Origin of the sequence: Microbacterium mangrovi (genome assembly GCF_000802305.1) — a bacterium.
Taxonomy (GTDB): Bacteria; Actinomycetota; Actinomycetes; order Actinomycetales; family Microbacteriaceae; genus Microbacterium; species Microbacterium mangrovi.
Genome location: NZ_JTDK01000001.1, coordinates 284,003 through 305,069, shown reverse-complemented (window position 1 = coordinate 305,069; position 21,067 = coordinate 284,003). Strand labels below are relative to the sequence as shown.

At 69.0% G+C, this 21,067-nt stretch carries 23 protein-coding genes; 14 read left to right on the top strand and 9 right to left on the bottom strand.

Annotation, left to right across the window (positions count from 1 at the left end; all coding sequences use genetic code 11):
- Nucleotides 1–2: 2 nt before the first annotated feature.
- Both LK09_RS01350 and LK09_RS01345 read right to left on the bottom strand, forming a co-directional pair.
- On the bottom strand, nucleotides 3–1,616 hold the full coding sequence (locus tag LK09_RS01350) for an amidohydrolase (RefSeq protein WP_039394611.1): 1,614 nt from the start codon (nucleotides 1,614–1,616) through the stop codon (nucleotides 3–5).
- 94 nt (nucleotides 1,617–1,710) lie between these two features.
- A complete protein-coding gene (locus tag LK09_RS01345; protein WP_156138600.1) occupies nucleotides 1,711–1,992 on the bottom strand; it encodes a hypothetical protein in 282 nt (93 codons plus the stop codon).
- A gap of 94 nt (nucleotides 1,993–2,086) precedes the next feature.
- Between LK09_RS01345 and LK09_RS21690 the strand changes: the two genes are divergently transcribed.
- Nucleotides 2,087–2,257, top strand: a complete 171-nt coding sequence (locus tag LK09_RS21690) for a hypothetical protein (protein ID WP_197060944.1) — start codon at nucleotides 2,087–2,089, stop codon at nucleotides 2,255–2,257.
- Between the two features lie 21 nt (nucleotides 2,258–2,278).
- On the opposite strand, the gene LK09_RS01340 is transcribed toward LK09_RS21690, so the two are convergent.
- Nucleotides 2,279–2,635, bottom strand: a complete 357-nt coding sequence (locus tag LK09_RS01340; RefSeq protein ID WP_039394605.1) for a hypothetical protein — start codon at nucleotides 2,633–2,635, stop codon at nucleotides 2,279–2,281.
- 27 nt (nucleotides 2,636–2,662) lie between these two features.
- A complete protein-coding gene (locus LK09_RS01335) occupies nucleotides 2,663–2,962 on the bottom strand; it encodes a hypothetical protein (RefSeq protein WP_156138599.1) in 300 nt (99 codons plus the stop codon).
- Between the two features lie 293 nt (nucleotides 2,963–3,255).
- Here LK09_RS01335 and ppk2 point away from each other — a divergent pair, with 293 nt between their 5' ends.
- On the top strand, nucleotides 3,256–4,110 hold the full coding sequence (gene ppk2, locus LK09_RS01330) for a polyphosphate kinase 2 (RefSeq protein ID WP_052226269.1): 855 nt from the start codon (nucleotides 3,256–3,258) through the stop codon (nucleotides 4,108–4,110).
- Nucleotides 4,111–4,206: 96 nt separating this feature from the next.
- Here ppk2 and LK09_RS01325 read toward each other — a convergent pair whose 3' ends face one another.
- On the bottom strand, nucleotides 4,207–4,650 hold the full coding sequence (locus LK09_RS01325) for a rhodanese-like domain-containing protein (protein ID WP_039394599.1): 444 nt from the start codon (nucleotides 4,648–4,650) through the stop codon (nucleotides 4,207–4,209).
- Nucleotides 4,651–4,826: 176 nt separating this feature from the next.
- On the bottom strand, nucleotides 4,827–5,516 hold the full coding sequence (locus LK09_RS01320; protein WP_039394596.1) for a FadR/GntR family transcriptional regulator: 690 nt from the start codon (nucleotides 5,514–5,516) through the stop codon (nucleotides 4,827–4,829).
- Between the two features lie 107 nt (nucleotides 5,517–5,623).
- On the opposite strand from LK09_RS01320, the gene LK09_RS01315 reads away from it, so the two are divergent.
- The 10 genes from LK09_RS01315 to LK09_RS01270 all read left to right on the top strand — a co-directional run bounded on the left by LK09_RS01315 (nucleotide 5,624) and on the right by LK09_RS01270 (nucleotide 14,819).
- Nucleotides 5,624–6,652, top strand: coding sequence for an amidohydrolase family protein (locus LK09_RS01315; RefSeq protein ID WP_231562918.1), 1,029 nt, complete (start codon nucleotides 5,624–5,626; stop codon nucleotides 6,650–6,652).
- A 45-nt stretch (nucleotides 6,653–6,697) separates the two neighbouring features.
- Nucleotides 6,698–8,335 (top strand): ABC transporter substrate-binding protein, encoded by a 1,638-nt coding sequence (locus tag LK09_RS01310; RefSeq protein WP_039394590.1) that lies wholly within the window; start codon nucleotides 6,698–6,700, stop codon nucleotides 8,333–8,335.
- A 6-nt stretch (nucleotides 8,336–8,341) separates the two neighbouring features.
- Nucleotides 8,342–9,292 carry an ABC transporter permease gene (locus LK09_RS01305; protein ID WP_039394585.1) on the top strand — a complete coding sequence of 317 codons (951 nt, stop codon included), beginning with the start codon at nucleotides 8,342–8,344 and terminating at the stop codon, nucleotides 9,290–9,292.
- Nucleotides 9,289–10,173 (top strand): ABC transporter permease, encoded by an 885-nt coding sequence (locus LK09_RS01300; RefSeq protein ID WP_197060943.1) that lies wholly within the window; start codon nucleotides 9,289–9,291, stop codon nucleotides 10,171–10,173. The genes LK09_RS01305 and LK09_RS01300 overlap by 4 nt, the downstream gene beginning before the upstream one ends.
- Nucleotides 10,173–11,027 carry an ABC transporter ATP-binding protein gene (locus LK09_RS01295; protein ID WP_082007972.1) on the top strand — a complete coding sequence of 285 codons (855 nt, stop codon included), beginning with the start codon at nucleotides 10,173–10,175 and terminating at the stop codon, nucleotides 11,025–11,027. The genes LK09_RS01300 and LK09_RS01295 overlap by 1 nt, the downstream gene beginning before the upstream one ends.
- On the top strand, nucleotides 11,024–11,869 hold the full coding sequence (locus tag LK09_RS01290) for an ATP-binding cassette domain-containing protein (RefSeq protein WP_039394578.1): 846 nt from the start codon (nucleotides 11,024–11,026) through the stop codon (nucleotides 11,867–11,869). Before LK09_RS01295 ends, LK09_RS01290 begins: the two co-directional genes overlap by 4 nt.
- Nucleotides 11,866–13,329, top strand: coding sequence for a chlorohydrolase family protein (locus LK09_RS01285; RefSeq protein WP_039394575.1), 1,464 nt, complete (start codon nucleotides 11,866–11,868; stop codon nucleotides 13,327–13,329). Before LK09_RS01290 ends, LK09_RS01285 begins: the two co-directional genes overlap by 4 nt.
- Before the next feature lie 13 nt (nucleotides 13,330–13,342).
- Nucleotides 13,343–13,651 (top strand): DUF2470 domain-containing protein, encoded by a 309-nt coding sequence (locus LK09_RS01280; RefSeq protein ID WP_039394572.1) that lies wholly within the window; start codon nucleotides 13,343–13,345, stop codon nucleotides 13,649–13,651.
- Nucleotides 13,652–13,683: 32 nt separating this feature from the next.
- Nucleotides 13,684–14,331 (top strand): biliverdin-producing heme oxygenase, encoded by a 648-nt coding sequence (locus tag LK09_RS01275; protein ID WP_039394570.1) that lies wholly within the window; start codon nucleotides 13,684–13,686, stop codon nucleotides 14,329–14,331.
- An 89-nt stretch (nucleotides 14,332–14,420) separates the two neighbouring features.
- The gene (locus tag LK09_RS01270) at nucleotides 14,421–14,819 is read left to right on the top strand and encodes a PPOX class F420-dependent oxidoreductase (RefSeq protein ID WP_039394565.1); all 399 of its coding nucleotides are present in this window, start codon (nucleotides 14,421–14,423) and stop codon (nucleotides 14,817–14,819) included.
- Between the two features lie 69 nt (nucleotides 14,820–14,888).
- Here the strand turns inward: LK09_RS01270 and LK09_RS01265 are convergent, their stop codons facing one another.
- Genes LK09_RS01265 through LK09_RS01255 form a run of 3 tightly spaced genes read right to left on the bottom strand, consistent with a single transcriptional unit; the run spans nucleotide 14,889 to nucleotide 18,478 of the window.
- Complete coding sequence (locus LK09_RS01265) at nucleotides 14,889–15,629, bottom strand: GntR family transcriptional regulator (RefSeq protein WP_039394561.1); 741 nt, start codon at nucleotides 15,627–15,629, stop codon at nucleotides 14,889–14,891.
- Nucleotides 15,630–15,650: 21 nt separating this feature from the next.
- Nucleotides 15,651–17,177 carry a sulfatase family protein gene (locus tag LK09_RS01260; RefSeq protein ID WP_039394558.1) on the bottom strand — a complete coding sequence of 509 codons (1,527 nt, stop codon included), beginning with the start codon at nucleotides 17,175–17,177 and terminating at the stop codon, nucleotides 15,651–15,653.
- The gene (locus LK09_RS01255; RefSeq protein WP_197060942.1) at nucleotides 17,174–18,478 is read right to left on the bottom strand and encodes an MFS transporter; all 1,305 of its coding nucleotides are present in this window, start codon (nucleotides 18,476–18,478) and stop codon (nucleotides 17,174–17,176) included. The genes LK09_RS01260 and LK09_RS01255 overlap by 4 nt, the downstream gene beginning before the upstream one ends.
- A gap of 203 nt (nucleotides 18,479–18,681) precedes the next feature.
- On the opposite strand from LK09_RS01255, the gene LK09_RS01250 reads away from it, so the two are divergent.
- The gene (locus LK09_RS01250; protein ID WP_039394551.1) at nucleotides 18,682–19,542 is read left to right on the top strand and encodes a histidine phosphatase family protein; all 861 of its coding nucleotides are present in this window, start codon (nucleotides 18,682–18,684) and stop codon (nucleotides 19,540–19,542) included.
- Between the two features lie 184 nt (nucleotides 19,543–19,726).
- Nucleotides 19,727–21,067, top strand: a complete 1,341-nt coding sequence (locus tag LK09_RS01245; protein ID WP_039394548.1) for an MFS transporter — start codon at nucleotides 19,727–19,729, stop codon at nucleotides 21,065–21,067.

Here is a 21,067-nt window from a genome sequence, read left to right as displayed (position 1 = left end):
CCTCAGCGGGTGTGGATGGTCTCGCCTCCCAGCACGGTGCGGACGACGGATGCCTGCAGCAGCTCTTCGGGGTCGAGCTGCGTGACATCGCGATCCAGCACGATGAAGTCGGCGCACAGACCGGCGGCGATGCGCCCGTACCGGTCTTCCGCGCGACTGGCGCGGGCGGCATCCCGGGTGGCGTGCTCGATGGACTGGATTAGCGGTACCGCGAAGCGCGGCGTGTTGGCCGGCAGCGACGGGTCGAGGGCCGAGCGCCGGGTCGCGGCGACGAACATGTTGGGCAGGGGGTCGTAGTCGGACGTCGGCGAATCGGTGCCGAATGCCAGCGGAGCGCCGGCATCGGTCATCTCGGTCCACGGGAATCCGTAGTCGATGCGGGCCGGGTCGCCGAGCTTCTCGCGCCAGTTGTCCTGGATGGCCGGATCGGCGTGGACGGGCTGCATGCTGGCGGTGATGCCGAGGGCGGCGAGCCGGTCGATGTCGGCCCGGTCGACGACCTCGAGATGCTCGATGCGGTGCCGGCGCGAGATCGGGCCGTTCGCGGCGACGGCCGCCTCGACCGCGGCGATGCCGATGCGCACGGCCTCGTCGCCGATCGCGTGCATCGCGACCTGCAGGCCGGCGGCATCCGCGGCGATCACGACGGGGGCGAGTTCGTCGAGGCTCCAGATCGGGTCGGCGCTCGTGCCGTCGGCGTAGGGGAAGCCGATCGCCGCGGTGCAGCCGTCGACGGTCCCGTCGATCATGACCTTGATGCCGATGACCCGCAGCAGGTCGCTGCCCTGCGCGGCGGCGAGGGTCTTCACGTTCTCGACCTGGGCGAGGTTGTCGGCCTCGTTCCCGGTGGGCTGCACGCGCCAGTGCGCGGCGACGCGCACGGTCAGGGTGCCGTTCTGCTCCGCGCGGCGGAGGGCGGCGAGGTCGTCGGCGTTCATCGCCATGTCGGTCGCGGCGGTGACGCCCCGCTCGCGGTAGCCGGCGAGCACGGCCTGCAGGTCGGCATCCCGGGAGGCATCCGTCGTCGTGCCGTCGAGGAACGGCCACACGTACCGGTGCATCGCGGTCTCGTCGATGTAGCCCGTCGCGGTGCCGTCGGCGTCGCGGTGGATCGTGCCGCCGGGAGGATTCGGGGTCTCGTCGGTGATGCCGCACTCGGCGAGCGCGGCGGTGTTCAGCCAGATCGAGTGGAAGTCGTACGCCTGCACGTAGACGGGGCGGTCGGGCACGATCGTGTCGAGCTGCGCCCGGTGCGGGATGCCGCCCGGCACGGCGCCGTGCTGGAAGCCGTGCGCACGGACGCGCGGTGCCTCGGGGTCGGCCGCGGAGCCGGCGGCGATCCGGCGCTGCACCTCGGCGAGGTCGTCCGCTCCCCACAGGTCCACGAAGGATGCCACCTCGCCGGTGCCCACGACGTGCGCGTGCGCATCGACGAAGCCGGGGAGCACGAGCGCGCCGCCCAGGTCTTCGGTCGAGGCATCCGGCCCGGCCACCCGCCGTGCCGTGTCGGCGTCGCCGACGTACAGGAACCGGTCGCCGTCGACGACGAGCGCGTCGGCGTACCTGCGCTGGTCGGCGGTGAAGATCCGTGCGCCCGTGATGATGTGCCTCGACATGCGTTTCCTTCCGGTCTCGGCGGTGAGCCCAGACCAGTGTGCAGGATCCGCAGAGGATCTGTCAATGGCACTGACTATTCGATTTCGAGCGAGGTCAGTCGGCGGTCGGGCTCTTCGCGAACAGGCCGACGACACCGGCGACCGCGGCGGTCGCGATCGGCCACGCACCGTTGGCGAAGTCCGAGTGGCCGGTGAGGATCAGCGTGACCGCAGCGGCGATGCTCGCGAGCGCCACCACGAGCACACCAATGATGAGGGCCAGCCAGATCATGGCCCGGTCGCTGCTCTTGCGCGGCAGGGCCGCGGGATCGGCGGGATGCACGGACGCGGATGCCTTGGCATCGTGCACGGCTCCCGCCTCGATTGCTGTGGTCATGATGCACCTCCCGATGTGCTCGCTGGGAAGAGGGATGCCCGCCGTCCGGTGATACACACGTCGCCGGGCGGGTTCACCTCGTCCCGTCGCGGTGTTGCGGATCGCGGAGGATGTCTCCCCGAAGGGCAGCGATCACCGACAGATCGCCGCGGCACGACACCTGCGCAGCGTTGCCGTCGCCACCAGGAGGGGGATCGTCGGATGGGTTCAGGCGGAGCTGCTCGGAGAGATCGACGAGGCTCTGCGGCTGCACCTGGCCCTGTGACCTTTCGAGCCGAGGGCCAGGCTACGACTTGGGAGCGAATGCTTTCGGCATCGACGGAAGCCAGTCCGTGGCCGGGTCATACTCCCTGACGCCCTCTGGAAGTACGGGGCCGGGCTCACCGAACGCGGCGCGATAGTCGTTCGGGCAGCCTTCGGTGCCCGAGCAGGTGAGCCCTTTCGGGTAGACGATCCACACCGTGTCCCGTGCCCACTCCGGAAGTTCGGTCAGCGGCGACGGCGACGGCAGCGAGAACGAGTCCTGAGCGGCGGCAGACGCGGTGGATGCCGCCCGCGGGGCTTGCGCAGCGCACCCGGCGAGTGCGCCGAGTACGAGCGTGGAGCCCGCGAGGGCTGCTACGAGTTTCACGGTGAAATTCATGGGAACACTTTCTCCGAGGATGGCCGGTCAGGACGCGTTCGAGTTGTCCCAGCGGATATCTCCCGCCCATGTCCCAGACACTTCCATGCTGCCGAGGCTGTCGTCAAAGATGTTCAGACGCGTGCGGAGCCTTACGGATCTGCCGTTCGGCACGAAGCCAACTGTCTTGTACGCGGTCGCGACACCCCACCGTTTACTGAGCACGGCCGAGCCGTAGCTGGCACCAGTGCTGGCGTCGATTAGCCACACCTCGAAGGAGATGTGATTCCATCGCCTCCCCGAGGAGCCGGACACGTCGGTCAGGCGAAACTGCACCGCGCCCTTCATGACCCTCGTCCTACTCCACGTTTGAGTGTCGCGTTGCGTCCCGAACGTTTCAGTTGCCTGCCACGTCGGCTGAATGTGGTTCGTCGTCCATGCCATTGGCCATTCCTTTCATCGGACGGGACTGGCGATGTAGCGAGTTCCACTCTCCCCAGGCGGCGCGCGCAATTCTCCGAGTTCCTAGGCATTGAGTGCGGATCGGGCGAAATTGAGTAGTGATCGTCGAAAACCGTGCACCGCGCCGCGAAGATGGCAGGGCACCCCAAGTGGCCCCTCTCCTGTGACATCCTGACCCCATGGGCAAGCGTCTGGACAAGCACCTCTACGAGCACGAACTGAAGCGCCTGCAAAGCGGCCTGGTCGACATGCAGGCCTGGGTCCAGGCATCCGGAGCCCGCGTCGTGGTGATCTTCGAGGGGCGGGATGCCGCGGGCAAGGGATCCACGATCAAGCGCGTCACGGAGTACCTGAATCCGCGCGTCACGCGCATCGTCGCGCTGCCGTCGCCCACCGAGCGCGAGCGCACCCAGTGGTACTTCCAGCGCTACGTGCCGCACCTGCCGGCGGCGGGCGAGATCGTGCTGATGGACCGCTCCTGGTACAACCGCGCCGGGGTCGAGCGCGTCATGGGGTACTGCACCGACGCGCAGTACGAGCGGTTCCTGCACCAGGTGCCCACCTTCGAGCGGATGCTCGTGGAAGACGGCATCCTCCTGCTGAAGTACTGGTTCAGCGTGTCGGACATCGAGCAGGAGAACCGCTTCCGGTCCCGCGCCGACGACCACATGCGCCGGTGGAAGCTGAGCCCCAACGACCTGCTGTCGATCACCAAGTGGGAGGACTACTCCCGCGCCAAGGACGCCATGATCGCGCGCACCGACATCCCCGAGGCGCCGTGGTTCGAGGTCGACAACGAAGACAAGCGCCGCGGGCGGATCAACATGATCGCGCACCTGCTCTCGCAGGTCCCGTACACGCTGCTCGACCGCCCGGCCGTGGACATCCCGCCGCGCCCGGCCGCGGGCGGATACCTGCGGCCGCCGATGGAGGAGTCGAACTACGTGCCCGATGTCGCCGCGGACCTGGAGGCGGCCGCCGCGGCCGAAGCCGCGGCGACCGATCACGGGCCCATCCCGATCCGGCGCAGCTGACCCGGCGGGGACTGCCCTTCGACAGGCTCAGGGCGCGGGAGCGCGGCTCAGGGCGCGGGAGTGCGCTGAGCCTGTCGAAGCGCACGGGCTCCGGGGTCAGCAGTCGCAGGTGATGCCGTCGACCGGGGCGGTCAGGGGGTCGGTGGCGCGCACGACGGGTCCTGCGGCATCCTCGACCGGGTATCCCTCGCGGGCCCAGTACTCGAACCCGCCGATCATCTCCTTGACCTGGTAACCGAGCTTCGCGAACTCCAGGGCGGCACGCGTCGAGCCGTTGCACCCCGGGCCCCAGCAGTACGTCACGACCGGCACGTCCAGCGGGATCTCCTCCGGTGCCCGGGCGGCGATCTGCGCGGTCGGCAGATGCCGCGCGCCGACGATGCGGCCCTGCGCCCACGGCGCGTCGCCGCGCGAGTCGATCAGCACGAAGCGCTCCCCCGCCTGCTGGGCGGCGAAGACGTCCGAGGCATCCGTCTCGAACTCGAGCTTGGCGGCGAAGTGGGCGATCAGGCGGTCGGTGGAGACGGCGGCGATTGTCATGCTCGAACACTATTGGCGGCAGACGGCGAACTGAAGGGCAGATCCACGGAGTCCCCGGATCGGCACGCTCGGCAGCGTCACGACGAGCGTCGTCTACTCGTCCCCGCTGCCCGCACGGCCTCTGCTCCCGCCCGCCTGAGCGGCCCTTCGACGGGCTCAGGGCGCGGGAGCGCGGATCAGTGGAGGCCGCCGCCCTCCATGAGCTGCTCGCTGCGCACCACGACCGCGAGGGCCGCGGCGCCGGCGGCATCCGGCTCGCCGTCCGCGATCGCCCGCAGGAGCGCCTCGTGCTCGTCGGCGGGCGTGCCGTCGATCGCCATCGAGGGTGCCGCGTTGCTGAGCACCGCGGCGTGCAGCGAGGCGTCGAAGCTGGCGTAGATCCCGGCGAGGAGCGCGTTGTGGGATGCCGCGACCACGCCGATGTGGAAGGCGACGTCGTGGCGGGTGAACGCCACCTCGTCCCCCCGCTTGGCGGCGGCGGTGCGGGCACGCAGCTGCGCGGTCAGGTGGGCCACGTCGTCCTCGGTGCGATTGAAGGCGGCCTCGCGGGCGGCGAGCGCGTCGAGGGCCTGGCGCACGCGCATGACCTCGCGCGAGTCCGCCCCGGTGAGGGCGCGGCGCAGCGCCACCTGGGTGGGATCCTTCGCGACGACGTACGTGCCGTCGCCCTGTCTGGTCTCGAGCAGTCCGAGCTGCACGAGTGAGCGGACGCCCTCTCGCACGGACGAACGGCTGACGCCGAGCTGGGCGACGAGTTCGGCCTCGGTGGGGATGCGGTCGTCCACATCCCACTCGCCCGAGGCGATCTGCGCCTGCAGCGCGCTGACGACTGTGTCTACGAGCGATCTCCGCTCGATGGGTTTCATGGTTGCCATTCTCGTCCTTGAGTGATGTATGGTGATCATACGTCAGACATCTGATGTTCAGCGACGAACACACAGAAATCGGCACCGAAGCCGAGAAAGGGTCTCCCATGCTCCTCACCGCCGGGCTCGTCGATGCGCACATCCACCCCGACAAGTCGAGCTGGTCCGACCCGTGGATGTCCCGCCGCCCCGCCGAGACCCTCGCAGACCTCATCGGCAACAACATCAAGGCGCTGAGCGAGTACACCCACTCCGTCGAGGAGCGCGCCTTCGCACTGCTCAGCCACGCGCACCGCAACGGCACCCTCGCCATGCGCGCCCACGTCGACGTCGGCACCGAGGTCGGACTCGCGAACGTGGAGGGCGTGCGCGCCGCGGCCGAGCGCATCCCCACCCTGGACGTGCAGATCGTCAGCTTCCCCCAGTTCGGCATGCTCACCAACCCCGGCACCGTCGACCTCATGGCGGCATCCCTCACCGCGGGCGCCGACATCGTCGGCGGCATCGACCCGATCGGACTCGAGCACGACCTGCACGGCCACCTCGACGCGGTGTTCGGCATGGCGCAGGCCGCCTCCCGCGACGTCGACATCCACCTGCACGACGGCGGCGAGGAGGGCCTCGCCGAGATCCGCGAGATCGCGGCGCGCACCGTCGCGGCCGGGATGCAGGGACACGTCACCATCCCGCACGCCTTCGCCCTGTGCGACAGCTCCCTGCCGAGCCTGCGCGAGACGCTGGATGCCGTCGCCGACGCGCGGATCTGGATCGCCACCTGCGCGCTCGGCCCCGACCCGGTGCCCGACCTCGCCCTGCTCGAATCGCACGGCGTCCAGATCGCGGCCGGCTCCGACGGCGTGCGCGACAGCTGGAGCCCCTTCGGCACCGGCTCCATGGTCGATCGGGCCCACCTGCTCGGCTACCGCACCGGCGCCATCACCGACGCCGACCTCGAGCGCTGCTGGCGCATCGCCACCGCCTCGGGTGCCCGGATGCTCGGCATCCCCGACATCTCCTCGGACGTGACGGCCACGAGCCCGACGCGTCTCGAGTTCGACGTCCCGACGATCGCACAGCTCGTCGTCGACCGACCCGCCCCCACCCGCGTCGTGCGCCACGGCCACGACATCCACTGACCCATCCCCCACCCCCGCACATCGCCACAGCACAGAGGAGTTCTCGTGGTCAACAAGCTCACCCAGGCAGGCATCGCCGTCATCGCGATCGCCGGCCTCGCCCTCACCGGATGCTCCGGCAAGTCCCCGACCTCCGCCGCGACGGCCAAGACGGTCGACATGTCGAACCTGGCATCCACGACGCCGGCCGGCACGACCGAGATCGCGAACGTCAACTGGAACCTGCCGTACGAACCGTCCAACATCGACCCGCAGTTCACCTGGAACTATGCGGAGAACACGGCCACCGCGAACCTGTGCGAAAGCCTGCTGCGGATGAACCCGGACCTCAGTACCTCGCCGGGGCTGGCGACCAAGGTCACCACCAGCGGCGACGACAAGACGATCGTCTACACGATCCGCCCGAACGTGAAGTTCTGGGACGGCACGACGATGACCGCCGAGGATGTCGCGTACTCCCTCGCGCGCCAGGTCGGCCCGAACGCCAAGACGTACTGGTCGGACTACTTCCAGAACGTGGCCTCGGTGAAGGCCACCGGCCCGCTGCAGGTCACCGTCACCATGAAGCAGCCCGACATCCTGTTCACCCAGGCGATGGCCTCGGCCGCGGGCGCGATCGTCGAGAAGGCCGGCGCCGTCAAGGCCGGCCAGGCGTTCGGCACGCCGTCCGCCGGCGTCATGTGCACGGGGCCCTTCAAGTTCGGCTCGTGGAGTTCGGGCAAGAACCTCGTGATCGAGCGCAACGACGCCTACTGGGACCAGAACGTCAAGCCCAAGGCGAAGCAGATCACCTTCAGCTTCATCGCCGACGAGTCCACGGCGGTCAATGCGCTGCGCTCCGGCGACGTCGACGGTCAGTTCTTCTACCTGCCGCCGGCCGGCCTCCCCCAGCTGGAGAAGTCGAGCAACGTGACCACCACGTTCGGCAAGTCGTTCGTGTTCTGGACGCTCGCCGCGATCAACCCGGGAGGACCCCTGGGCGACCAGAAGATCCGCCAGGCCCTCTCGCTCGCGATCGACCGCGCAGCCCTCACCAAGGTCGTCTTCCAGGGCGCCGGCATCCCGGCCCCGACCCTCGCCGGTCCCGCCACGTGGGGGTACGAGAAGCAGACGTTCGCCGACGCGTACAAGAAGTTCAGCGTCTCGCCCGACATCGCCAAGGCCAAGCAGCTGGTGCAGGATGCCGGGTCTCCGACCACGCCGATCGTGCTCGCGGTGCAGGGCAGCTCCGCGGTGCACGAGCAGACGGCATCCCTCATCCAGGCCGCCGGTCAGGCGATCGGGCTGAACGTGCAGACCAAGGTGATCCCGGTGGAGCAGTTCGGCAACCTGTACTTCGACAAGACGGCGCGCAAGGGCCTCGACGGCTTCTTCACGACCAACTACTCGGACTTCGCCGACCCGATGGGCGTGTACAACTTCTTCGAGTCCGGCAACAGCCACGACTACATCGGCTGGAACGGCGCGGATGCCGACATCGCGAAGGCCCTGCAGACCACCGACGAGGCCCAGCGCGCCCAGCTGGCCGTCGACATCCAGACGAAGGTGACCGAGGGCCTGCCCTGGATCCCCCTCGCCTACGAGCCCACCACGATGATCCAGAACAAGCGGATCTCGGGCGCCGTGCCGTCGTTCGCGTACCTGTACGCGCCGTGGGCGGCCACGCTCGGCGGCACCAAGTAACGACCGATGTCTCTCGGCTCTTACATCGTTCGCCGCTTCGGGGGGCTGCTCCTGGTACTGCTGGTGACCTCGTTCCTCGTGTTCGGGTTGCTGTACCTGGCGCCGGGCAGCCCCCTGGCGTACATCCTCGGGCCCCGCGGCGGCAGCCCCGCACAGGTTGCCGCCGCGATCCGGGAGTACCACCTGAACGACCCGTTCTTCCTCCGGTACTTCACGTGGATCAGCGACGTGCTGCACGGGAACCTGGGCTTCTCGATCGTGTACCGGATGCCCGTGTCGACCCTGATCGGATCCCGCCTGGGCACGACCGTCGCCCTCGTGGCCATGTCGGCCGTGATCATCGCGATCGTCGGAATCGTGTTCGGCACCCTCGCCGCCCTCCGCGGCGGGTGGAGCGACCAGCTGATCTCGTCGCTCGCGGCGATCGGGCTGTCCACTCCGGTGTTCGTCATCGGCGTGGCGCTCATCAGCCTGTTCGCCGTCAACCTCGGCTGGTTCCCCACCTTCGGGGTCGGCTCGGGCGGCGTCGACACGATGTGGCACCTGACACTTCCCGCGATCGCCCTGAGCGTCGCCTCGGCCGCGTACCTCGTGCGCATCACCAAGGCCGCCGTCGGCGAGGAGCAGGTGCGCGAGCACGTGCAGACCGCCACGGTGCGCGGCCTGTCGTCGGGGGTCATCACCCGCCGGCACGTGCTGCGCAACGCGCTCATCCCGATCACCACCGTGATGGGCCTGACCATCGCGACCCTCATCGCCGGAGCCGTCGTCGTCGAGAACGTGTTCGCGCTCGACGGCATCGGCTCCCTGCTGGTGAAGGCCATCCTGCAGCGCGACTTCGCCGTCGTGCAGGCGTGCGTGCTGGTGCTGGTGGTCGCCTTCGTCGTGATCAACGCGATCGTGGACGTGCTCTACACCTTCATCGACCCGCGCATCTCGCTGGGGAGCAAGAAATGACCATGAAGACGACGACCCTCGCCGTGGCGAGGGATGCCTCCCAGAGGCGCACCTCCGTCTGGTGGCAGCGCTACATCGACCGGTTCGGCGTGCTCGGCACCGTGGCGTGCGTGATCCTCGCGATCATCATCATCGGTGCGGTGTTCGCCCCCTGGCTGGCCCCGTACGACCCGGACTACCCGGACCTCACCTCCGCCCTGTCGGGCCCGAGCGCCCAGCACCTGCTCGGCGCCGACGCACTGGGCCGCGACATCCTGTCCCGGCTCATGTACGGCGCCCGCGTCACACTCGTCGGTCCCGCCGCCGTGATCGTGCTGTCGACCATCATCGGCACCTTCCTCGCGCTGGTCGCCGCCTGGCGCGGCCGCCGCACGGACGCGGTCATCGTGTGGGTGCTCGACATCCTGTTCGCGGTCCCCGGCATCGTGTTCGGTCTCATCGCCGTGGCCCTCTGGGGCCCGAGCCTGGTGACCGTCGTCGGCGGCCTCGCGATCGCGTACATCCCGTACGTGGCCCGCGTGGTGCGCGGTGCCGCCCTGCGCGAGCGCAACATGCCGTACGTCTCGGCCGCGTGGCTGCAGGGCCACTCCGGCGTCTCGATCACGTCCAAGCAGATCCTGCCGAACGTGCAGCCGATCGTCATCGCCCAGGCGGTGTCCTCGCTCGGATTCGCGGTGATCGACCTGGCCGCCCTGTCGTTCCTGGGCCTCGGCGTCCAGCCGCCCGCCGCCGATCTCGGCCTCATGGTCAAGAGCGGATTCGACTCGGCCCTGCGCGGCTACCCCGGGGAGGCCATCTACGCCGGCATCCTCATCGTGCTGATCGTCTGGTGCGTCACCATCATCGGCGACCGCCTCCTCTCGAATGCGAGGGCCATGTGATGACTCCCCTGCTGAAACTGGACAACGTCACCGCGACGCTGCGGCTCAAGCGCAGCTCGCAGGTGCTGCTGAACGGGGTCTCGTTCGAGATCGCGCCCGGCGAGGCCCTGGGGCTCGTGGGCGAGTCCGGCTCGGGCAAGTCCCTGACCACCCGTGCCGTGACCCGGATGCTCGACAGGGCCTTCGAGGTCGGGGGCACCATCGAGTTCGACGGCACCTCGGTGCTCGACATGAATCAGCGGGCGCTGCGCCGGTACCGGCAGAACGACGTGGGCATGATCTTCCAGGACCCGCGGGCGCACATCAACCCGGTGCACCGGGTGGGCGACTTCCTCACCGAGGCACTCGTGCGCGACCGCGGGGTGTCGCAGAAGGATGCCGACGGCCGCGCCGCGCAGCTGCTCGACGAGGTCGGGGTGCGAAACGCCCGGGCCCGCCTGCAGCAGTACCCGCACGAGCTGTCCGGCGGCCTCCTGCAGCGCGTCATGATCGCCAGCGTGCTGCTGGCCGAGCCCCGCCTGATCCTCGCCGACGAGCCGACCACGGCCCTGGACGTCACCGCCCAGTCCGACGTGATGGCCATCATCGAGGAGCAGCGCAAGGCCCGCGGCATGTCGCTGCTGTTCATCACGCACGACCTGGAGCTCGCCGCGGCGTGCACCGACCGGCTCGCGGTGATGTACGCCGGCGAGATCGTCGAACAGGGAGCGCACGTGTACACCGCGCCCCGGCATCCCTACACGATCGAACTGCTCGGGGCGCGCCCGAGCATCGACGAGAAGGTGGATCGCCTGCCGGTGCTCACCTACAACCGCGAACTGCACGACCAGCTGAAGGCGGAGGCCCTGGCATGAACACCGTCACGAGTGATGCGCCCCTCATCGTCGCGAACAACCTGCGCAAGATCTTCCCGGCCCCGCGCGGCGTGAAGGGCGGCGAACCGATCATCGCGGTCGACGACGTCTCGTTCGAGCTGTGGCCCGACGAGTGCCTCGCCATCGTCGGCGAGTCCGGCTCCGGCAAGACGACCGTGGCCCGGATGCTGGTGGGCCTGGAGACCCTGACCGGCGGCGAGCTCACGGTGAACGGCGAGTCGCGGGCGACGGGCGTCAAGCGCCTCGCCGACCGCCGCCGGTGGGCGCGCGAGGTGCAGTACGTCTTCCAGGACCCGTACTCGTCGCTGAACGGCCGGCAGCGGATCGTCGACACGATCGCCGATTCGGTCGCCCTGCACGCCGGTGCGGGCGCGGGCGGATCGGGCGCGAAGAAGTCGGCGCAGGAGATCCTGTCGAGCGTCGGGCTCGGCTCGACGTTCTGGCAGAAGTTCCCGCACCAGCTCTCCGGCGGCCAACGTCAGCGCGTCGCGATCGCGCGCGCCCTGGCGGCGAACCCGTCGGTCATCGTGCTCGACGAGGCGGTGGCGGCGCTGGATGTCTCCATCCAGGCGCAGATCCTGAACCTGCTCGCCGACATCAAGCGCGAGCGGCGGGTCAGCTACCTGTTCATCTCGCACGACCTCGCGGTGGTCAACCAGATCTCCGACCGGATGATCGTGATGGAGAACGGCAGGGTGGTCGATGCCGGTGTCACCTCCGACATCCTCGCCGATCCGGTCCAGCCGTACACCCGCGCGCTGCGCGCCGCCGTGCCCCGGCAGGGCTGGAAGCCGGTGCGACGCGAACGGCTCGCTTCATGACGACCCTGCTGACCGCGGACCACGTCCTGGTCGCGCAGGACGGCGCCTTCTCGCTGCGGCGGGCGGGCGCCGTCCTGGTGTACGGCGGCACGATCGCCTGGGTGGGCGCGGCCGCCGACGCCCCGGACGCCGACGAGCGGATCGACCTCGGCGAGGCGCTGCTGATGCCCGGCCTCATCGACCTGGAGGGGCTCGCCGACGTCGACCACCTGCAGCTGGACTCGTGGAGCGATGAGGATGCCTCCCCGCACCTGCGCTGGTCGCGGGCGTGGGCATCCCATCCGGCGAGCGCGCTGAGCGACGAAGACCGGGCGGTCATGCGACGGTACGCGGTCGCGCAGCTCGCGCTGCACGGGGTGACGAGCTTCCTGCCGATCGCGTCGGAGATCCACACCGACTGGGCGGAGACGCACGACGACCTGGTCGACGTCGCGCGCGCCGCGCAGGAGTTCGGCATCCGGGCCTTCCTCGGCCCGTCGTACCGGTCGGGGGTGCACGTCACCGACGACGACGGGTCCGGGGGCATCTTCTGGGACGACGCGCGCGGCCAGGCCGGGTTCGCGGAGGCGGTGCGGTTCCTCGACACGGTCGCCGCGTGGGACGATCCGCTGATCACCGGCGTGCTGGCGCCGTGCCGCATCGAGACGCTGCGGGAAGAGCTGCTCGCCGAGACCGGACGGGTGGCGACCGAGCGCGGCGCCCTCGTCCGGGTGCACGCGTTCCAGTGGGCGGGCGAGCGGTCGCACTTCCGGCGGGAGTCGGATGCCACCCAGCTCGAGGTGCTCGAACGCTGCGGGCTGCTGAACGACCGCCTGATCATCGCGCACGGCGCCTACCTCGACCTGCACTCCGAGGTCGACGGCGTCGACGGGGGCGAGCTCGCCGCCGTCGCGGCATCCGGGGCATCCATCGTGCACTGCCCGCTCACCAACGCGCGGTACGCGATGTGGCTGGAGGACTTCGCCCGATATCGGGATGCCGGGGTGAACCTGGCGCTCGGGTCGGACTCGTTCCCGCCCGACATGATCCGCTCCATCGACCAGGGCGTCTCGCTGGCCAAGGCGCAGCGTCCCGACCGTCCGTCCGGTTCGCTCGCGGAGTACATCGAGGCGGCGACGCTCGGCGGCGCGGCCGCGCTGCACCGGCCGGACCTCGGCCGGGTGGAGGCCGGAGCCGCCGCGGATCTCGTGGCGTTCTCGCTCGCCGACGTGCGTCTCGGGGCCGTCGAGGATCCGATCCGCACGCTGGTGCTCGCCGGCACGGCGCGCGACGCCGTCTTCTCGATGGTGGCGGGCCGCGTCGTGATGCGGGACGGCCTGCTTCCGGGCGTGGACCTGGAGCAGCTGCGCCGCGACGGGCAGCGGATCTTCGACCGGCTGCGGGCCTCGTATGCGGAACGCGACTACGCCGGCAGCGACGTGGACGAGCTGTTCCCGCCGGTGTTCCCGCAGGCGCGCTGACTATCCTGGCCGCATGCCCCACACCTTCGACGACGCGGCGCTGCACGGCGTGCTCACCCACATGAACGGCGACCACTCCGACGACAACCTGCTGATCGTCCGGGCGTTCGCGCATCCGGATGCCGTCTCGGCCACCATGACGGGGTTCGACGGCGACGGCGGGGATTGGGAGGCGGTGCTCGCAGACGGTTCGGCATCCGCCGTGCGCGTTCCGTGGCGGGGCGGGCCGATCAGCGAGCGCCCCCAGGTACGCCGCGCGGTGGTCGAGGTCTACGCCGCCGCTTGTGAGACGCTCGGCATTCCCGCACGCAACCATCAGTAATACAGAGGGTTAGGTTCAGCTAATATGAACCCATGGCCGACCTGCTCCCCTTCTCGACCGTCCTCCGCGAGCGCTCCGGCAACGCCCACGCGGGCAGCGAGCACGCCGGATTCATGGCCGACCTCATTCAGGGGCGCGGCACGCGCGACGACTACATCGCCCTGACCGCCCAGCACTGGTTCATCTACCAGGCCATCGAGCACGCGGCCGAGACCATGAAGGACGACCCGGTGGCATCCGTGTTCGTCACCGACCGCCTCACGCGCCTGCCCGCGATCGAAGCCGACCTGGAGTTCCTCGTCGGGCCGGGCTGGCGCGACCGGATCGCTCCCCTGCCGACGACGATCGAGTACGGGGAACGCATCCGCGAGGTCGGCCGGGACTGGCCGGGCGGATTCATCGCCCACCACTACACCCGCTATCTCGGCGACCTGTCCGGCGGGCAGTTCATCAGCCGCCTCATGCAGCGCCGGTTCGGGTTCGAGACCAACGGCGTCTCGTTCTACCTCTTCGCCGAGATCGCCGACCCGCGCGCCTTCAAGGAGACCTACCGCGCCCAGCTGGATGCCGCCCCGTGGGATGCCGACGAGCAGGCCCGCGTGATCGACGAGGTGCTGCGGGCCTACCGGTTCAACACCGCGCTCTTCGAGGACCTCAGCGCCGCCAAGCTCGCGGCGTAGGGCGTTTCGTCTCGGTCGCTGCGCTCCCTCGCGGGGCGATCGGGGGCAGGACCGGGAATACTCCACCCCGCGCCCGGCTTGCCCCTGACATGACCGCTCACGATGTCGTCCCCGAGAAGTACCGCCGTCTGCTCGAGGAGCCCCTGTACGGGCACCTCGGCACGATCCGTCCGAACGACACCGTCCAGGTGACCCCGATGTGGTTCGAGTTCGACGGCGAACACCTCCGGTTCACCCACACCGACAAGCGGCAGAAGTACCGCAACCTGCAGCACAACCCGTCGATGGCGCTGTCGATCATCGACCCGGAGAACCCGTTCCACTACCTGGAGGTCGCCGGGCATCTCGTCGAGGTCGAGCCCGACCCCGAGGGCGCGTTCTACGTGCGGCTGCAGAACCGGTACGGCATCGAGAGCCAGACTCCCCCTCACGACAAGGCCGACCGCGTCGTGCTGGTGATGTCGGTGGAGCGCGCCACCAAGCAGTAGCACCGATCCCGTCGGGGCCCGACCGGCGACAACGCGCCCTTCCGGGCATCCCGCGACGCTGGTCGTCGGTCATTCGGCGAGGGTGCGCACGAGCACCTGACCGAACACGTCGCTGCGGTAGATCACGTCGCTGCATCCGATCACGTCGCCGTGCTCGGAGATGCTGCGCTGCCGTGCGGCCAGCACAGGCGTCCCCTCCGGCAGCCCCAAATTGCGCGCAGTCACATCGTCCGCGACGTCGGCCACCATCGTGGACTCCTGCTTCACGACGCGCTGCCCGTAACGGGCGAGAAAGAGCTGGAAGTCGATGCCGAGGTCCCTCAGTTCAGAAGGATCGACAGGTATCCCGCCGATCTCCGTCGGCACGTAATCAATCATCAGGATGCCGGGCCGCCCGGATATCGCGAGCGTGCGCTCGATTCGCCACAGCGGCAGGTCGAATCCCGGCTCCACGCGGACCCAGTCACTCACCGGCCCGTCAGCGTACGCGAAGCCGCGCAGCTCGACGCTGAGCCCTCGTTCGGCGATGCGCGACGGGAGGGATCCGATGCTGCTCGCGTCGATGTAGAGGTTGCGGTAGACCGCGGCATCGGCCGGCCGGCGCTCGGCGATGTACGTGCCTGCTCCCCAGCGTCGCACAATCGCTCCCTCGTGCCACAGCCTCATCAGGGCGTCGCGCACCGTGACCCGGCTCACCCCGAGCGTCGCGGCGAGCTCCTTCTCGGACGGCAGCCGGTCGCCCGCGGCGCCGTCCGAGATCAGCCGGCTGATCCGGTCGAACGCGTACGCGGCGCGAGAGGGGGCTGGCATCCTTCGATTATCCCGTCGACATCACCATGTCCCGAGCTGGAACACCCCACGCGGACTGGTCGGGTAGGCGTCCAGGACCGAGCGCTCGGCGAGGCGCTCGCGCAGATCGTCTCGGATGCCGGCGAGCTCTTGGTCGTTGATGAGGTTGTGCTGTTCGTCCGGATCGGCCTCCAGATCGAAGAACTGCTCGCCGCCGCCGGCCAGATGGCGGGTGAACCGGTAGCGCTCCGTACGCAGGGACCGCGCCCAGCTGCGCGGGGATGCCTCGAAGTGGCTGTTGTTGGATTGGATGAGCACTCCGTCACGCCAGCCCGCGGGGTTCGTGTCGCCGCATGCGAGCGGCAGGAGCGAGTCACCGTGCAGCAGCGTCTGGGTGGTCACCGAGTCGTCGACATGTCGCACCGCCACGGTGGGACCTCGCACCCCGGTCCAGTCGTAGATCGTCGCGGCGATGTCTTCGTGCTGCACCAGCTCGGTGCGTCGCCCGGCGCGGACCCCGGGCGCGGCGAGGATCATCGGCACCCGGATGCACGGGTCGTAGTGCCGCTCCCACTTGCCGGTGAGGCCCTGGTCGTGGAGCATCTCGCCGTGGTCGGAAGTGAAGATGAACAGACAATCCGCAAGGCGCCCCCGATCGGCCAGCGTCTGGCGCACCACCCCCAGCTCGTGGTCGAGGTGGGCGATGTCGGCGAAGTACAGCCGACGCTCACGCCTCCAGTCGGTGACGTCGTAGGACGCGTGCGCGTACCGCTCCTGGTCGTAGTACGGGATCGGCGTGTCCTGCCAGGCCGCGGCAGCCGGATCCGGAATCGCGGTGACCTCGACCCGGTCCACGTACTCGGCCGGCGGAGCGAACGGGTTGTGCGGCTGCACATAGCTGATGTGCGCGAAGACGTCCCCGGTGGCATCCCGCAGGAACTCGCACGCCCGTTCCGTGATCCACGCGGTCTGCGAGACTTCTGCCGGAAAGGGCAGCTCGTAGGCGTTGCCGACCGACTCGGGGAATCGCCGCTGCGCATCGAGGATCCGCGCCCGGAGGTCTTCTCGATCCGGGCCGTAGTCGAGGAGATCCGGAGCCATCGTCATCCAGACCGTCGACAACGCCGCCTCATAGTGCTCCGGATGCCGCTCCCGCACCCAATCCGTCCACGCGCCGGCGCGAGCATCCTCGGTGTTGTGCACGACGTCGAATCCGTACGGACGGTAGTCGGGGCTGAGCGTTTCCAGCTGCGTGACGAAATGCACCTTGCCGAATGCGCCGGTGCGCCACCCGTCGGCCTGCAACGCCCGCATGAACGTCGGCACGGCCGGGTCGAGGTCGTATCCGCACTCCGTGACGCCGTGGCTCGACGGCGACATACCCGTCGCGATGCTGGCCCGCGACGGACTGCACACCGGGTTGGTGGTGAAGGCGTTCGCGAACGTCACCCCCTCCGCCTGCAGCGCATCGAAGTTCGGCAGGTCGACGATCCCCTGTCGGGCGACCTCGAGCCACTTGGCGGCGAGCTGATCGACCATGAACAGGATCACGGTGCGCGGCGCGGTCATGCGCGGTTTCCCTCCTTGCGGATGATGGACGGCGCGGCGAGCGTGCACAGGACGAGCACGACGCACAGCACCGCGATGTAGAGCGAGATCGAGACGGTGGACCCCGTCGCCTGAGTGAGGGCGGCGCCCAGCAGCGGCGTGAGACCGCCACCGATGACGGCTGCGATCTGGAAGCCGAGCGAGATGCCGGTGTATCGCACCCGCGCCGGGAAGAGCTCGAAGAACAGTGATGCCTGGGCCCCGTACCCGGTGCCGGTGATGAGGCCGATCAGCACCATGGTGGCGTAGATGAGCGCGACCGAGCCCGTCGCCCCCGCGCCGAACATCAGGAACGGTGCGGGGATGAGCACAAGCCCGCCGATGACGTACGTGCGGATGCGTCCGATGCGGTCGGACAGGTATCCGCCGAGGAACGTCGCTGCCAGGTAGAAGATCGCGGCGATCAGGTTCGCCGTCGTCGCCACGGACTGCGGCAGCTGCACGGTGTTGACGAGGTAGCTCGTGAAGAACACGCCCTGGGTGAACCCGAACGCGGCGATGGCGATGTACATGCCGATCGCGAGCAGCACCATCCGCCAGTGGCGGCGCAGGGTCTCCGCGAGGGGCGCGCGCGCCACCTTCGACCTCGACTGCATCGCGGTGAACTCAGGCGACTCCTCGATGCGGGATCGGACGATCAGGCCCACGACGACGAGGGCGACGCTCAGCAGCAGCGGGATGCGCCACCCCCAGGCATCCATCTGCTCGGGGGTCAGCGTGGTCAACAGCACCGTGACCGTCGCGGTGGAGAGGATGATGCCCAGACCGGCGCCGGACTGGACGACGGATCCGAAGATGCCGCGCCGGCGCTCCGGGGCGGACTCGAGCATGAGCGTGACGGCGCCGCCCCACTCCCCGCCGATGCCGAGCCCCTGAACGAAGCGGAGGGCGACGAGCAGCACCGGCGCGAGCCAGCCCACCGCCGCGAAGGTGGGGAGCAGCCCCATGAGAGCGGTCGCGCCGCCCATGGTGAGCAGGCTGGCGACGAGCATCGGCTTGCGGCCGAACCGGTCGCCGAAGTGGCCGAACACGATCCCGCCGAGCGGGCGGGCGAGGAAGCCGACGGCGAAGGTCGCCAGCGACATGAAGGTCGCCGTCACCGGGTCGAGGTTCGCGAAGAAGATGCGGCCGAAAACGATCGCGCTGAGCGTTCCGTAGATGTTGAAGTCATAGAACTCGATGAGGTTGCCGACCATGGTGGCGACGGCGGTCTTTCTCAGCACACGTGGGGGCAGCGCAGTGGCGGTGATCGTCTGGGACACGGGTTTCTCCTCGGGCATCGGCGGTGATGACAAGAACAGGTCTAGTCCTCTAGTTCTCTCTCGTCAACCCCGAATCGAGGCTTCTCGGCGAGCGTGCGCGCGCCTTCAAGACGAGCGATCGCTCAAACAGAGTTGCGGCAAGAAAACTAATCCGAGTAGGTTTTCTGTCACGCTCTTCGATCGACCCGCCAAAGGAGGCAGGTATGAACCGTCATCTCTCGCGCATCGCGATCGCGGCCACCGCGATCCTCGCCGTCACCGCACTCGGGGGCTGGGCCTCTCCGGTCCAGCCCGCCGGCAAGGGCAGCGACAAGACCGTCACGATCTACCTCACGCGGCACGGGCAGACGATCCTCAACACGCTCGAGCGGGTGCAGGGCTGGACCGACTCGCCCCTGATCCAGGCCGGCCGCGCGCTGCCGGTGACCGTCGGCCAGAACATCCGCGCCCGGGAGGGCGCGTTCGATGCGGCGTACTCGGCCGACATGAAGCGGCACCTCGAGTCCGCGCAGCTGATCCTGCAGGGCGCCGGGCAGAGCAGCCTGCCCGTGACGCAGCTCGCCGGGCTCCGGGAGATCGACTTCGGCCGCTACGAGGGCGCCGAGAACAAGGAGATGTGGACGGCGATCGTCGAGCACCTCGGCTACACGGTCGACCACGCGGCCCCCGCCCAGGCACCGGCCGATGCGACCGGGCAGAACGGCGGATGGCAGACGATGCAGGCGATCGCCGCGACGCAACGGGGACTGGACGCCCTGATGTCCGCGATGAAGGCCGTCGCGTCGGAGCCCGCCGAGAACGGCGCGGTGCTGCCCGCCGAAGACTGCACGGACGTGGATGCCCGCATGTCGGCCGACCTGAATGAGATCGCGCAGGATGCCGCGAAGCGCAACGACAAGCGCATCCTCGTCGTCTCCAGCGGCCTGTCGATCTCGTGCTTCCTCACCGACTCGCTGCATACCACGGTCGCGGGCGGCATCTCGAACGTCGCCGTCAGCAAGCTGTCGTACACGAACGGCACCTGGAAGGTGCTCACCGTGAACGACAAGAGCTACCAGAAGTAGCTCCCCCCTTCGTCGCGTCGGGGGATGACGGACCTCTCCCCCGGCGCGGCTCCCACGTTCGATTCCGCACGGCGTCCGGAAAACCTCTTGCGCCTCGAAACCGAATCGGAATAGGTTTCATTCACCCCAGGCGTTCGCAGTCCCCCTTGTCTACGAGCCCCTCACCCCGCCAAAGGAGGCAGGTATGAGTTCCGTCAGCGGATCCGCCGCAGGTAACCCGTCAGGTATGACGACGGCGACCAGGACCCACGAGCACCACTGGTTCAGCGAGCCGACCGAGCCGCCGAAGAAGAGCTACGTTTGGTGGCTGCTCATCGCGCAGCTGGTCTTCTTCATCGCCCTGCTCGGCCCCGCGATCGTCGGCATCGGCATGAAGATCCAGGCGCTGCAGGCGTCCGGAGCGCTTCCCGCGGGCGCCGAGTCGTTCAACAGCGCCGCGGCCATCCTCGGCGGGGTCGGCGCCTTCTTCGCCACCGTCGCGAACGTCGTGTTCGGACGCGTCTCGGACCGCACGACCTCCCGCTGGGGCCGCCGCCGCATCTGGATCGTGCTCGGCGTCGTGATCATGACCGTCGCGTTCGCCATCATGGCTCTCGCCCCGAACCTGATGACGGCCACCATCGGCTGGGCGCTCGCGCAGACCGGCGCCAACATGGCGTTCGCCCCGTTCGTCGCGACGATCGCGGACCAGGTGCCGAAGGGCTCGCACGGATCGGTCACCGCCGGTCTCGGCATCGCGCAGCAGGTCGGCATCGTGCTCGGCATCTACGTCGCCGGGTGGTTCGCCCCGAACCTGTTCGTCGTCTTCGTGATCCCGTCCGTCCTCGCGATCGTCGCGATGCTGATCTTCGCCCTCGTGCTGCCCGACAAGGTGCTCCCCGAGAAGCCTGCGCGCATGAGCTTCGTCGAGGTCCTCCAGACCTTCTGGGTGAGCCCCGTCAAGAACCCGGACTACGCACTGGCCTGGTGGTCCCGGTTCCTCATCACGTTCGCCGCGTTCGGCTTCTCGACGTTCCGCTTCGCCTACATGCAGTTCCACCTCGGCGTCCCGGCGGCGGAGGTGCCCCTGCTCATCGCCAACACGACCCTGGTCTACACGGCCGCCCTCGTGCTGACCGCGTGGATCAGCGGGAAGATCTCCGACAAGATCGGCCGGCGCAAGATCTTCGTCTGGACCTCGACCGCGATCTACGCGGTGGGCACCCTGTCGCTCATCTTCATCACCAGCGTTCCGCAGTACTACGTGCTCGAACTCATCCTCGGTCTCGCCTACGGCATCTACGTCGGCGTCGACTACGCGCTCGTCATGGATGTCCTGCCGAACCCGGACGATTCGGGCAAGGACCTCGGCGTGTTCAACATCGCCAACGCGCTGCCGCAGACGTTCGCGCCGCTCATCGGCGGCCTCGTGCTGGCCGCCACCGGTGGCGCGAGCGGAGCGGACTACGGCGTCTGGTTCACCGTCTGCGCGGTCGCCTGCCTCATCGGCGCCATCGTGATCTTCCCGATCAAGAAGGTCAAGTAG

Bases quoted from the DNA above. Each gene is read 5' to 3' on its own strand.
- LK09_RS01295 (WP_082007972.1), top strand. From the start codon at position 10,173: ATGACTCCCCTGCTGAAACTGGACAACGTCACCGCGACGCTGCGGCTC.
- LK09_RS01275 (WP_039394570.1), top strand. From the start codon at position 13,684: ATGGCCGACCTGCTCCCCTTCTCGACCGTCCTCCGCGAGCGCTCCGGC.
- ppk2 (WP_052226269.1), top strand. From the start codon at position 3,256: ATGGGCAAGCGTCTGGACAAGCACCTCTACGAGCACGAACTGAAGCGC.
- LK09_RS01325 (WP_039394599.1), bottom strand. From the start codon at position 4,650: ATGACAATCGCCGCCGTCTCCACCGACCGCCTGATCGCCCACTTCGCC.
- LK09_RS01260 (WP_039394558.1), bottom strand. From the start codon at position 17,177: ATGACCGCGCCGCGCACCGTGATCCTGTTCATGGTCGATCAGCTCGCC.
- LK09_RS01315 (WP_231562918.1), top strand. From the start codon at position 5,624: ATGCTCCTCACCGCCGGGCTCGTCGATGCGCACATCCACCCCGACAAG.
- LK09_RS01320 (WP_039394596.1), bottom strand. From the start codon at position 5,516: ATGAAACCCATCGAGCGGAGATCGCTCGTAGACACAGTCGTCAGCGCG.
- LK09_RS01245 (WP_039394548.1), top strand. From the start codon at position 19,727: ATGAGTTCCGTCAGCGGATCCGCCGCAGGTAACCCGTCAGGTATGACG.
- LK09_RS01270 (WP_039394565.1), top strand. From the start codon at position 14,421: ATGACCGCTCACGATGTCGTCCCCGAGAAGTACCGCCGTCTGCTCGAG.
- LK09_RS01345 (WP_156138600.1), bottom strand. From the start codon at position 1,992: ATGACCACAGCAATCGAGGCGGGAGCCGTGCACGATGCCAAGGCATCC.
- LK09_RS01280 (WP_039394572.1), top strand. From the start codon at position 13,343: ATGCCCCACACCTTCGACGACGCGGCGCTGCACGGCGTGCTCACCCAC.
- LK09_RS01285 (WP_039394575.1), top strand. From the start codon at position 11,866: ATGACGACCCTGCTGACCGCGGACCACGTCCTGGTCGCGCAGGACGGC.
- LK09_RS01350 (WP_039394611.1), bottom strand. From the start codon at position 1,616: ATGTCGAGGCACATCATCACGGGCGCACGGATCTTCACCGCCGACCAG.
- LK09_RS01335 (WP_156138599.1), bottom strand. From the start codon at position 2,962: ATGAAGGGCGCGGTGCAGTTTCGCCTGACCGACGTGTCCGGCTCCTCG.
- LK09_RS01300 (WP_197060943.1), top strand. From the start codon at position 9,289: ATGACCATGAAGACGACGACCCTCGCCGTGGCGAGGGATGCCTCCCAG.
- LK09_RS01290 (WP_039394578.1), top strand. From the start codon at position 11,024: ATGAACACCGTCACGAGTGATGCGCCCCTCATCGTCGCGAACAACCTG.
- LK09_RS01250 (WP_039394551.1), top strand. From the start codon at position 18,682: ATGAACCGTCATCTCTCGCGCATCGCGATCGCGGCCACCGCGATCCTC.
- LK09_RS01305 (WP_039394585.1), top strand. From the start codon at position 8,342: ATGTCTCTCGGCTCTTACATCGTTCGCCGCTTCGGGGGGCTGCTCCTG.
- LK09_RS01265 (WP_039394561.1), bottom strand. From the start codon at position 15,629: ATGCCAGCCCCCTCTCGCGCCGCGTACGCGTTCGACCGGATCAGCCGG.
- LK09_RS01340 (WP_039394605.1), bottom strand. From the start codon at position 2,635: ATGAATTTCACCGTGAAACTCGTAGCAGCCCTCGCGGGCTCCACGCTC.